The 10,337-nt window shown below is 64.9% G+C and carries 13 protein-coding genes and 1 pseudogene; 9 read left to right on the top strand and 5 right to left on the bottom strand.

Annotation, left to right across the window (positions count from 1 at the left end; translation table 11 throughout):
* Positions 1-136 precede the first annotated feature (136 nt).
* The 7 genes and pseudogenes from lnt to I7S92_RS17520 form a co-directional block, all read left to right on the top strand.
* Positions 137-1,387: pseudogene (gene lnt, locus I7S92_RS17550) on the top strand (apolipoprotein N-acyltransferase); the annotation flags it as partial.
* Positions 1,384-1,560 carry a hypothetical protein gene (locus I7S92_RS17545; protein WP_088217530.1) on the top strand — a complete coding sequence of 59 codons (177 nt, stop codon included), beginning with the start codon at positions 1,384-1,386 and terminating at the stop codon, positions 1,558-1,560. The pseudogene lnt and the gene I7S92_RS17545, both read left to right, overlap by 4 nt.
* A 99-nt stretch (positions 1,561-1,659) precedes the next feature.
* Complete coding sequence (locus I7S92_RS17540; RefSeq protein WP_105516000.1) at positions 1,660-2,250, top strand: SCO family protein; 591 nt, start codon at positions 1,660-1,662, stop codon at positions 2,248-2,250.
* Positions 2,251-2,253: 3 nt separating this feature from the next.
* Positions 2,254-2,727 (top strand): copper chaperone PCu(A)C, encoded by a 474-nt coding sequence (locus tag I7S92_RS17535; protein WP_035714065.1) that lies wholly within the window; start codon positions 2,254-2,256, stop codon positions 2,725-2,727.
* 38 nt (positions 2,728-2,765) lie between these two features.
* Positions 2,766-3,308, top strand: coding sequence for an SCO family protein (locus tag I7S92_RS17530; protein ID WP_051911399.1), 543 nt, complete (start codon positions 2,766-2,768; stop codon positions 3,306-3,308).
* Between the two features lie 16 nt (positions 3,309-3,324).
* Positions 3,325-4,488, top strand: a complete 1,164-nt coding sequence (locus I7S92_RS17525) for a M23 family metallopeptidase (RefSeq protein WP_051911392.1) — start codon at positions 3,325-3,327, stop codon at positions 4,486-4,488.
* Positions 4,485-4,961: a DUF411 domain-containing protein gene (locus I7S92_RS17520; protein WP_035714060.1), complete on the top strand. Its 477-nt coding sequence runs from the start codon at positions 4,485-4,487 to the stop codon at positions 4,959-4,961. The genes I7S92_RS17525 and I7S92_RS17520 overlap by 4 nt, the downstream gene beginning before the upstream one ends.
* A 62-nt stretch (positions 4,962-5,023) precedes the next feature.
* On the opposite strand, the gene I7S92_RS17515 is transcribed toward I7S92_RS17520, so the two are convergent.
* The 3 genes from I7S92_RS17515 to I7S92_RS17505 form a co-directional block, all read right to left on the bottom strand.
* On the bottom strand, positions 5,024-5,545 hold the full coding sequence (locus I7S92_RS17515; protein ID WP_088217531.1) for a TlpA family protein disulfide reductase: 522 nt from the start codon (positions 5,543-5,545) through the stop codon (positions 5,024-5,026).
* Between the two features lie 61 nt (positions 5,546-5,606).
* Entirely contained in the window at positions 5,607-7,082 is a 1,476-nt protein-coding gene (locus I7S92_RS17510) for a multicopper oxidase family protein (RefSeq protein ID WP_035714057.1), read from the bottom strand.
* Positions 7,083-7,148: 66 nt separating this feature from the next.
* Complete coding sequence (locus I7S92_RS17505) at positions 7,149-7,484, bottom strand: hypothetical protein (RefSeq protein WP_165053273.1); 336 nt, start codon at positions 7,482-7,484, stop codon at positions 7,149-7,151.
* Positions 7,485-7,693: 209 nt separating this feature from the next.
* Here I7S92_RS17505 and I7S92_RS17500 point away from each other — a divergent pair, with 209 nt between their 5' ends.
* Positions 7,694-8,305 carry a hypothetical protein gene (locus tag I7S92_RS17500; RefSeq protein WP_105515995.1) on the top strand — a complete coding sequence of 204 codons (612 nt, stop codon included), beginning with the start codon at positions 7,694-7,696 and terminating at the stop codon, positions 8,303-8,305.
* A 98-nt stretch (positions 8,306-8,403) separates the two neighbouring features.
* Complete coding sequence (locus tag I7S92_RS17495) at positions 8,404-8,871, top strand: DUF411 domain-containing protein (protein ID WP_035714052.1); 468 nt, start codon at positions 8,404-8,406, stop codon at positions 8,869-8,871.
* A 62-nt stretch (positions 8,872-8,933) separates the two neighbouring features.
* Here the strand turns inward: I7S92_RS17495 and I7S92_RS17490 are convergent, their stop codons facing one another.
* Complete coding sequence (locus I7S92_RS17490; RefSeq protein ID WP_174212439.1) at positions 8,934-9,590, bottom strand: hypothetical protein; 657 nt, start codon at positions 9,588-9,590, stop codon at positions 8,934-8,936.
* On the bottom strand, positions 9,587-10,312 hold the full coding sequence (locus I7S92_RS17485; RefSeq protein ID WP_051911390.1) for a DsbA family protein: 726 nt from the start codon (positions 10,310-10,312) through the stop codon (positions 9,587-9,589). The genes I7S92_RS17490 and I7S92_RS17485 overlap by 4 nt, the downstream gene beginning before the upstream one ends.
* Between the last annotated feature and the right edge of the window lie 25 nt (positions 10,313-10,337).

Below are 10,337 nucleotides of genomic sequence, written 5' to 3'. Positions count from 1 at the left end.
GCAGCAGCGCTCGGATCAGATCCCATTCGAAGTCCGAAAGATCAAAACGCGCCATCACCACCTCCATCGAGGCGAGTGAATCACGCTTCAGAACCCGCGGAAATCCCGTTTATGAGTTCACAGCCTAGGTCTTGCTGCGGTTCTCTCGGTTTTCCCCGCGCTGTCCTGCGCCTTGGCGGCGCAGCTGGCGCGAGCGGGCCTGCCGCCTGCCCTGTCGCTTGCCACCGCCTGGACAATCGCTGAATGGCTACGTGGTCATGTGCTCACAGGTTTTCCCTGGAATCTTGCCGCCTATGCACTGGCCGACTGGACCATTCTTGCCCAAGCGGCCTCGGTCTTGGGCAGCTACGGACTGGGGTTCGTCCTCGTCCTGGCAGCGGCCAGCATCGGACATGCGATGGGCGGCCCGGCGCGGGAAAGCCGTCGGGCATATCTTGGGGTGGCTGCAGCAACGATGTTGGCCTTGGCCATGTTCGGATACCTTCGCGTTGCGCTTCTGTCGGCGGACACCGGCCAAGGACGGGAGGTTCGCATCGTCCAGCCGAACATCCCACAGAGCGCGAAGTGGGACCCGGCTGCGCGCAACGCCAACATCGCGCGGCTCCTGTTCCTCTCGGCCCGGCCCGGTGCGTTCGACCTGCTCTTGTGGCCAGAAACTGCTTGGCCAGGGTTTCTTGCCGAAGATCCGGGGGCAAGAGCGGTGATCGGCTGGCTTCTGCCGGATCGCGCCGTGCTCTTGACCGGCAGCCCGGAGCGGGAACTCGCCGGTACAGACGCAGTCTATCACAACGCGGTCCTTGCCATCGGATCGGACGGCGGCGTCCTGGCTCGCTATGCGAAGCATCACCTCGTCCCCTTCGGCGAATATGTGCCCTGGCGCGGGCTTCTGCCGTTCCCGCGGATCGTTCAGTCACTTGGCGACTTCTCGCCCGGCCCCGGACCCGCGACTCTTGCTTTCGGCCCTTTCCCGTTTCCCGGCGTTGCGATCTGCTATGAGATCATCTTCCCCGGGCATGTGGTCGATGACGCGATACGGCCCGACTGGATCTTCAACGCGACCAACGACGCCTGGTTCGGCACCTCGATCGGACCATGGCAGCACTTCGCCTCGGCGCGGATGCGTGCGGTCGAAGAAGGCTTGCCGCTGGTTCGCGCGGCTAACACCGGAATCTCGGCGGTGGTCGACCCGTTCGGGCGCGTCACGGCTTTTCTCGAGCTCGGCGAACAGGGAATCATCGACGCACGTCTGCCGAGGCCGCTTCGCGCAACCCTCTATGCCCGTTTCGGGGACTGGATGCCGCTGGCAATGCTGGTCGCAAGCTGGACCGGATATGGCCTGCTCCGGCGGACCAGGCCCACGAGCTCACAGAAAAGGGGCGTCGCATGATTGGACCCGTCTTCGCCCTCGCGGGCTTCGTCTGGGGGGTGCTTGTCGCCCGAAGGCGCGGAGGCAAGCGGCTCGACTGTCTGCAGTACGGAGTCGGCTATGGGATTGCCTTCGGCCTCGTCGGCGTGCTTATCGGTATCGCGCTGGCGCGTTTTCTGGTCCCGCATGGATAGGCGAAAGCCCGCCTGCCGGATGTGGACGGGATGGTTGCGACTTGAACCTCTAGTTGCTCAAGGTTCTAGACCGCCTACTACAAAGCTTGGGACTTCTGAATGCGCCTTCGGAATCTGCAAATCATCCTCTGGACCGCAGCCATTGTGGCGACCGTGGCGTTCTTCGCGCTGCGCTGGTCATCTGCCGGGATGCAAGACGTTGCGGACGCGGCCTTTTCCCCGTCCTTCTCGCTTGCGGACAGCGAGGGGACGCAGCGGACATCGGAAGAGTTTCGTGGCAAGTTCCTGCTGGTCTTCTTCGGCTTCACCAATTGCCCGGACGTGTGCCCCACCACCCTATCCGAGGTCGCGCAGGTGATGGACGATCTCGGGCCAGATGCGGCGAAGGTGCAGCCCATCTTCGTTTCCATCGACCCGGTGCGGGACCGGCGGCTCGGCCTTCGGGAGTATACCGAGGCGTTTCACCCGGCGATCCTCGGGCTTGCGGGCACTGATGCGGACACGGAGGCTGCGGCCGAGAGCTTCAAGATCTACTTCGCCCGTGAGGCCGACGCAGCGGTCGCGGACGGCTACACCATGTCGCACAGTCCCGGCCTGTTCCTGATCGGCCCTGACGGCGTATGGCTGAGGCAGTTCGCCTACGGCACGCCAGCCGCCGAAATCCTTTCCGACCTCAGATCGAGATTCTGACAAATGAAATCATTGTTCCTTTCCACGGCCCTGCTCCTCGCCGCCCCTGCCGCCTTCGCCTGCGGGACGTTTACGGTCGGCGACCTCACCATAGAACACGCCTGGTCCAAGGCGACCATTGGCGCGGATCGCCCGGCGGTGTTCTATGTCGAGATCACGAACGGAGGTAGCACAGACGACGCCCTTATCGGCATCACGACGCCGGCCGCGACCATGCCGATGCTTCACGAGACCGTCGTCACCGACGGCATCGCTTCAATGCCGCACGCGATGTCGATCCCGGTTCCGGCGGGCGAGACCGTGGCGCTGTCCCCCGGCGCCTACCACGGCATGCTGATGGGTCTGGCCACAGCGCTGAAGGAGGGTGACCGGTTCCCCGTCACCCTGACCTTCGAGAATGCGGGCGACGTGACGGTCGATGCCGACGTGCTGTCCCTGCGCGCGGAGGGTCCGGATTGCAGCGACGCCGGGCAGTGATCCTAGGCCTGGGGGCCACAGGCGCGGCTGTCGCCTTCATGCTGGGGGTTGGCGCGTGGCGGACACGTGACCGGCAGCGCGGGAACGCCTTGTTGCCCCTGCCTGTCGGTGACATGGACTGGGATCTCACTGACCACCGCGGACAACCCGTCAGGCCTTTGGACTGGGTCGGTCGCCCGGTCATGGCCTTCTTCGGCTTCACTTGGTGCCCGGATGTCTGTCCGACGACACTAAGCGACATCTCGCTCTGGCTTGAGGAACTGGGGCCCGACGCCGACCGGCTGGTCGTGGCCCTGATCACGGTCGACCCCGACCGCGATACGCCGGAGGCCCTCGCCGACTACGTGAGCAACTTCGATCCGCGCATCATCGGGTTGACAGGGTCCGCCGAACAGGTCGAGAAAGCTGCCGCCGATTTCCGGGTGAAATACGCGCGCGTGCCGCGGGACGATGGTGACTACACGATGGACCACACCGCCGGTGTGTTCCTGTTCCACCCGGACGGACGCTTTGCCAGCATCATCGACTTCCACGAGGACCGGCGCTTTGCCGTTCCGAAGATCCGCCGAACCCTCAGTTGAAAGGTCATTCTGCCAGATGATCCGCTCTGCCCTCATAGTCCTTGCCGCCGCCTCCCTCGTGCCGTTGCAGGCTGCAGCCGACACGCCGACCGCGCATCTTCCCGCCGTGTTCGAAGCGACGATTGCCTCCGGCGACACGCTCGACAGTGTGCTCGGTCATGCGGGTGTCCCTGCCGGGATCCGGGCAGAGGCCGCCTTGGCTCTCGCGGGGGTTTACGACCTCACCGACCTGCGGCCAGGCCATCGCATCGAGTGGACGGCCACATCGGGCGATCCGGCGAGCCTGACACGCATGTCGCTCTTCGTGGAAGATGGCGTCGAGATTGTGCTGACCTTCGACGGCCCCGTTGGAGCCGCGCGGCTTGATCCGCCAATCCGTGAAACGGACCGGCGGGAAACGCTTGTGCTTGACGGCACGCTTTACGAAGCCCTCGTTGCGCGCAACGCGCCGGAACGCTTCGCCGTGGACCTGACTGCGCTCCTCGCGGGCCAGGTCGACTTCCGGCGCGACTTGCAGGGCGGCGAAACTTTTGCACTGGTCTGGCAGGAAGACCAGCTTCCTGACGGCAGCATCGCGGGCGAGCCACGGCTGAACTATGCGCGACTGGAACTTGCAGACCGGGTACTTGAACTCGTCGCCACGGATGCAGCAGGTCCCGTCATCGTGTTCGAGGACGGGGAAGCCGTGCAGCGGTCCGCCGCGCCGATCCTCGGTGCCCGGCTGTCTTCCGTCTTCGGGCGACGCAACCACCCTGTTCTTGGGGGCGTGCGGATGCATACCGGGATCGACTATGCCGCTCCGGTCGGAACCGAAGTCTCGGCCACCGGCGCAGGGCGCGTCGTCTTTGCCGGTACGATCCGGGGCTATGGCCTGACCATCGACATCGACCACGGCGGCGGGGTTGTGACACGCTATGCCCATCTGTCCGAGATTGCCGAAGATGTGCGGGAAGGCACGCGGGTCAAGGCCGGTGACAGCATCGGTGCCGTTGGCGCGACGGGCCTCGTCAGCGGCCCGAACCTGCACTACGAGGTGCGCGTTGACGGTCGGCCGGTCGATCCGACGGACCGCGAAGCACTGCCGGAACGCGAGATTGCTTCGGCGCAGGATCTTGATGCGCTGGCGACCTGGCGCCGCGAGACGGGCTTTGCAGCTTTGGTTGAAGGGGATCAGGGATGAGCGGACACCACATCGGACGCCGCAACCTGATGCTTGCGGCAGCGGCGGGCGTCGCGCTCCAAGGGCGTGCCGCCTGGTCGCAAGCGGAACCACCGATCCATGTCGTCAAGGGACGCGGCTGTGAATGCTGCGAAGCCTGGGTCGATTACCTGCGCGCGCAAGGCTTCACCGTGACGGACGAAGTGTCGATGGGAACGCTGCTGATCCGCTTCAAGATGGACCAAGGCGTCCCGGCGAAGGCCTTCTCCTGCCATACGGGTGTGGTCGACGGCTATGCGCTTGAAGGCCATGTTCCTGCTGCAGACATCCGGCGGCTGCTGGCCGAACGCCCCGATGCGGTCGGACTTGCGGTGCCCGACATGCCCTACGGCTCGCCCGGGATGGGGTCCGAGGACAGCCGCGATGCCTACGACGTGCTGCTGATCCGGCGCGATGGAGAACTGGAGATTTTCACCAGCTATCCTGCGGCCTGAAATCACATCCGCCCGGGGTCCGATCTTTGGCAGACGGTCTTCGACCAACACCGACTTATCCCTCAGAGGGCACCGACGATCTGGTCTACGGCGTCCTCGCTGTCCCATGCGTACGGACCTTGAAGGCGTCCGATCTCCCGGGTCTGCCGGTCGATCAGAAGGGTTGTCGGCAGGCCGATGAAGGCAAGGGCTAGCTGAACCCGAAGGGCTTCGGCCCAATAGAGCGGCAGATCGACGATGCCGATCTCGTCGTAGAAGCGTCGCCCCCTGCCGATCCCCGCGTCGTCGATGCACAGCGGCAGCACCGCGAAATCCGCACCGCCCAGCCGGGACTGGAGCCGGTCAAGTGTCGGCATTTCTTCCCTGCAGGGCGGGCACCAGGTCGCCCAGATGTTCAAGAGCATCACCCGGCCGGCGAAGTCGTCGAGTTTCCGCGTAGTGCCAGCTTCGTCAAGGATCGGCGGAGACAGCAGCGGTTGCGGATCCTTGAGCAGCCGGAAGGGTGGGCGAGCCTCGGCAGACCCTGCAAGGAAGGGCGCGGCGAGTGCACCAAGGACGGCACGGCGGCCGATAAGTGTTGGCATGGGTCCGCTCTCTCCGGGAAAGGGCCCGGACCCGCATACAGGCTGCGGGTCCGGGCGTGCGTCAGGCCGACACCGCGAACTCGGTCATCATGCCGGTCGAGAGATGCGGCATGTGGTGGCAGTGCAGCATCCACCGCGCCACCTCGCCCGCGTCCACCGCAACCGTCACCATGCCCATCGGCGGCACATGCACCGTGTCGCGCACCGCCCCCGCGATCCGGTCCATGCCGATACCCACCACCTGGAAGGCGTGACCGTGCAGGTGCATCGGATGCGCCATCATCGACATGTTGTGAAACATGATCTCGACCCGGTCGCCGGTCTTCGCCGTGACGGGAACGTGGGTGCCCCAGGTCTGCCCGTTGATCGTCCAAATATAGGGCATCATTGAGCCGCCCAACATCAGCATCGGCTGCGAGGCTGGCGCGCGTTCGGGCAACGGGGTGACGGCGCGCAGGGCGGCCTCCTGCGCCAGATCGCCGCTGAAGGCGGGATGGTCGGCCTCCGACATCTCGGCGATCCTGGTCACCGCCGCGCCCGGCGTGGCAAGGATGACACCCGTCCTTTCCTTGGCACCTTCGCGCAGGGCAAGGATCGGGAAGGCCCCGCCATCACTCGGCACATCCAGTTCGACGTCCAGCCGCTGGCCCATTGCGACGCCAAAGCGGCTGCCGGGCAGGGGCTGCACTGGCTCGCCATCGACCGCTACCAGCCGCCCCGGCAGGATGCCGGTATCGATCCAGAAAACCGTCGCCGCCGCAGCGTTGATGATACGGACAAGGACCCGCCCGCCCTTGTCGATCTGAACCACTTCGGGGTCGTCCAGTGTGCGGTCGTTGGCGAGATAGGCGTCGAAGTTGTAGTCGTTCAGGTCCATCGCCATGCCGTCCATGCCCGGCATCGCCATCATGTCCCCCTGACCCATCGCACCCATGTCCATTCCGGAATGGTCCATGCCGCCCTGCCCCATCTGGCCGTGGTCCATTCCGGCCATGGATGCACCGCCGGTGATCTCTGCCAGGACCTCGGCGGGCGGTTTGAACGCGAAGTCGTGCAGGAACAGCGTCACCTCCTGCCGGTCGGCAGCAACGTCCTCGGGACGCCGCACGACCAGAGGTGCTGCAAGCAGCATCATCTCATGCGCCGGGATGTGGGCATGCATCCAGTGCGTGCCCGGTCGCGCCGCGAAATCGTAGGCCCGGGTTTCGCCGGGTTGAAGGACCGGCATCGGCAGGTCGGGGACGCCGTCCTGCGCGTTCGGCGGAATCTGCCCGTGCCAGTGGATGATCGTCGCCTCGCCAAGCGTGTTTGTCAGATCGACGGCGAAAGCCTGGCCCGGATCGAGAACAAGGCCGGACCGGCCAGCGCCGTCCAGAAGCCCCCAGACGGTTGCGGCTCTCCCCCGCACGTCGATGGTGCGGGTGGTGGCGGTCAGCGACATTCGGCCGGACTGGGCCCAGACCCGTGCGGGAAGCACCAGTGAAGCGGCCGTGGCCGCAGAAGCGGCCAGAAAGCCGCGGCGAGAAAGGGGCGACATGCGAATTCTCCTGTATCGTGTCGTGAATTGGACAAATGGTCCCCGGCGAATGCCAGAACCGTAGGCTCAGATCACGGCGATCTTGGGAGGCCGCCCCGGGGGCGGAATGGCCAGCGAGGTGGGAAGCATGACGATACCAACCTCACCATCGGAAGACCGCGCGACAGTTTCCGGAACCCGGTCCGGCGCAGGAAAGGCCGCGGCGGCGAACATGCAGTGTTGCTGACAGAGCAACTGTTGGGTCACGTCGTCCGCACCGCCCATCCCCGGCATCTGCGCAAGATGACCGGCCATGGCCATCATCTGTGCATGGTCGTCCTGGAACTGCTGCCGTCCTTCGCCCAGTGCCAGTACGGGCAGGATCGCCGCGACCAGATATGCGGCGAGGATCAGGACACGCATGCGAAACGACGACAAAGCCATGATTTATGTATCTATCAGGATTGGCTGCTCCCGTCATCTGACAGTTCGGTGTCCCTGATCGGCACCCGGCCTCGAATGTCTGCGGCATCAATGCCGCGTTTCCAAATCCTCCGTCGCACTGTCGCAGAGTTTACTGGTATCCATCGCAATTGCGCGGAACCTGCAAGAAAACGCGGGACAGCGACTCGATGAAAAAGCTTCTCCTCGCCCTTGCGGCAATCCTTGGCCTGGCGTCCTGCGGCGCCGAGCCGATCTGGGCACCCGATGAGGCCGTGGCCGCCGCGCGCTACGAACATCCCGGCCCGACCTCGGTCACGCTCTACACGGTACTCTCGACACGCAGCGGAGCGGGTGCTCATGCGGGCCTGCTGATCAACGGATCGCAGCGCGTGCTGTTCGATCCGGCTGGCACCTGGCGGCATCCCCGGCTGCCCGAACGCAACGACGTACACTACGGGATCACCCCGAAGATGGTGGATTTCTACATCGACTACCACGCCCGCGAGACCTACGACGTGGTTGAACAGACCGTCGAGGTTTCGCCCGAGGTCGCGGCACTGATCATGCAGCGGGCGATGGCCTATGGCGCGGTGCCGAAGGCGAACTGCACCATCGCGCTGTCGCGGGTGCTCGACGGCGTGCCCGGTTTTGAAAGTCTGCCGATGACCTGGTATCCGAAGCGGATGATGCAGGCGTTTGCCGAGTTGCCTGGCGTCGCCACACGGACAATCACCGACGATGACGCCGACGAGAACCATGGCGTTCTGCTGGTCCAGGCCGGGGATCCGCGGCTAGAGTAGCATTTCAGTGATCGGTGGCCGGGTTCACCAGACTTTGCTCGCGAATTCATGCGCCCGGAGCTATGGTTGCAGAAGAGTCTCATTGAAAGGCCGACATCATGACATTGTCCCGGCGCACGGTTCTCGCCGCTGTTCCTTGGCTGGCCGCAATTGCGGCAACCCCGGCCCTTGCCGGGGGTGACGAAAGCATCCACGTCGTCAAGGATCCAGGCTGCCCTTGCTGCAACGGGTGGATCGGACATCTACGCGACAGCGGCTTTCGCGTGACCTTCGAGGAACGCAGCATCGAGGAGCTTGAGGCGTTCAAGCGCGAGCGCGGCATTCCCGAGACCCTCGCCTCATGCCACACCGCCACCATCGGCGACTACACGGTCGAGGGGCATGTGCCCGCTGCCGACATCCGGCGGCTTTTGGCTGAACGCCCTGCTGCCGTCGGCCTCTCCGTTCCCAGAATGCCCTACGGGTCGCCGGGCATGGGCCCCGAGACCGAGCGCGAGGCCTATGACGTCATCCTCGTCGGCACGGACGGCAGCGGCAGTGTCTTCACGAGCTACGCCGCAGCCTGATCTCGATCAGCCGGTTGAGGTCTGTCCAGTGCCAATGACGCCTGGCACTGTTGGTGCTTTGGTCACCAGGGCAGACCGGAGGCGGTTGATCGCCAGCCGTCTTCCAGCGCGTCTTGCGGGACCACACCGTCCAGAGGTCTGATCGCGACGTCGAGCCTGCGAGCCGCATGATACCCCGTTGCCGCCATCACACCAGGCGTCGCGCCATAAGCGACCCGATAGCGCGACACGAAACTGTCGGTTCCGTCGTCACTGTCCCACCCGTCCGGCGGAACGGCCTGCTGCAAGACCGTAGTTGCCGACCGATACGCACGCGCGGCATCGCTGGCCAAAGGTTCGAGGCCAAGGACAATCACGACATCGGTCGGCTCGTCGGGCGTGCCGAACAGGCCTTCGACCAGCCCGGCTGCATCTCGTGGAAGCGGCAAGATCTGCACATCAACCCCGCCGAGATGCCCGTCGGACGTTTCGTTGGCGTGCCCGTCCCGTTCGTCCGCTGCCAGCAGGAAACCGCGGACGGCCTCTGCAAGGTTTTCCTCGACGTTCTCGCCGACGACCAGAAGGCTCACGGTGAACGAATGCGCCCAAGCAAACCCTGCAAGGCCGATCCACACCGCGGCCACGAGGACGGATTTTCCGATCCTGCCCAAGACCGTCACTCTGACCGGGAAGGGCCGCCAAAGAAGGATAACAGGAAGGCGTGGGATACGGGCACTCATTCGACAGCCCGTGCCGCTGACACCGCTTCGGCAAGCTGCGCCTTCTCGACGAAACCGGGGATCAGCTGGTCGCCTACCACAAAAGACGGCGTGCCGTTGAAGCCGAGCGCCTCGGCCAGTCGCATAGACGTGGCGATATGCTCCTCGACCTCGGGCGATTGCATGTCGGCCTTGAGCTGCTCGACATCGAGCCCGACCTCGCCCGCGATCCGCAGCACCGACTGTTCCTCCAACTTGGCGCGTGCGCCCATCAACGCATTGTGCAATTCGGCATACTTGCCCTGCTTCCGCGCGGCCAAAGCGGCCCGCGCCGCGATCGCTGACCCTTCGCTGAGTATGGGCCACTCCCGAAGCACAAGACGGATGTTTCCGTCTTCGGCCAGCAGGGCGTCGATTTCAGGCATCGCGCGTTTGCAGTAGGGACAGTTGTAATCGAAGAACTCCACCACCGTCACGTCGCCTTCCGGGTTGCCGAGGACCGGCGCGTTGGGGTCGCGCTCCAGCAGGGTGCGCTCGTCAGCCAGGGTCGCGGCGGCAGCGGCGGCCTGGGCCTCTGCTTGGCGTGCCTCCAGCGTCTGAAGCGCCTCGAGCACAAGCTCCGGGTTCTCGCGCAAGGTTTCGACGACCAGTTCCCTGATCCGGTCCTCGGTAATCTCCTGCGCCGGGGAAAGGCCGGGAGCGAAGACGAGAGTGATGGCAAGCAGGATTGACGTGACGCGCATGAGAAGTGCCTTGTGTGACGGATAA

Origin of the sequence: Tabrizicola soli, from assembly GCF_015999335.1 — a bacterium.
Lineage (GTDB): Bacteria > Pseudomonadota > Alphaproteobacteria > Rhodobacterales > Rhodobacteraceae > Tabrizicola > Tabrizicola soli.
Note: the sequence above shows the minus strand (reverse complement) of the source record. Positions and strands in the feature narration are given on the sequence as shown.

Coding starts and splice junctions, on each gene's coding strand:
- I7S92_RS17545 (WP_088217530.1), top strand. CDS start 1,384: ATGATTGGACCCGTCTTCGCCCTCGCGGGCTTCGTCTGGGGGGTGCTT.
- I7S92_RS17540 (WP_105516000.1), top strand. CDS start 1,660: ATGCGCCTTCGGAATCTGCAAATCATCCTCTGGACCGCAGCCATTGTG.
- I7S92_RS17535 (WP_035714065.1), top strand. CDS start 2,254: ATGAAATCATTGTTCCTTTCCACGGCCCTGCTCCTCGCCGCCCCTGCC.
- I7S92_RS17530 (WP_051911399.1), top strand. CDS start 2,766: ATGCTGGGGGTTGGCGCGTGGCGGACACGTGACCGGCAGCGCGGGAAC.
- I7S92_RS17525 (WP_051911392.1), top strand. CDS start 3,325: ATGATCCGCTCTGCCCTCATAGTCCTTGCCGCCGCCTCCCTCGTGCCG.
- I7S92_RS17520 (WP_035714060.1), top strand. CDS start 4,485: ATGAGCGGACACCACATCGGACGCCGCAACCTGATGCTTGCGGCAGCG.
- I7S92_RS17515 (WP_088217531.1), bottom strand. CDS start 5,545: ATGCCAACACTTATCGGCCGCCGTGCCGTCCTTGGTGCACTCGCCGCG.
- I7S92_RS17510 (WP_035714057.1), bottom strand. CDS start 7,082: ATGTCGCCCCTTTCTCGCCGCGGCTTTCTGGCCGCTTCTGCGGCCACG.
- I7S92_RS17505 (WP_165053273.1), bottom strand. CDS start 7,484: ATGCGTGTCCTGATCCTCGCCGCATATCTGGTCGCGGCGATCCTGCCC.
- I7S92_RS17500 (WP_105515995.1), top strand. CDS start 7,694: ATGAAAAAGCTTCTCCTCGCCCTTGCGGCAATCCTTGGCCTGGCGTCC.
- I7S92_RS17495 (WP_035714052.1), top strand. CDS start 8,404: ATGACATTGTCCCGGCGCACGGTTCTCGCCGCTGTTCCTTGGCTGGCC.
- I7S92_RS17490 (WP_174212439.1), bottom strand. CDS start 9,590: ATGAGTGCCCGTATCCCACGCCTTCCTGTTATCCTTCTTTGGCGGCCC.
- I7S92_RS17485 (WP_051911390.1), bottom strand. CDS start 10,312: ATGCGCGTCACGTCAATCCTGCTTGCCATCACTCTCGTCTTCGCTCCC.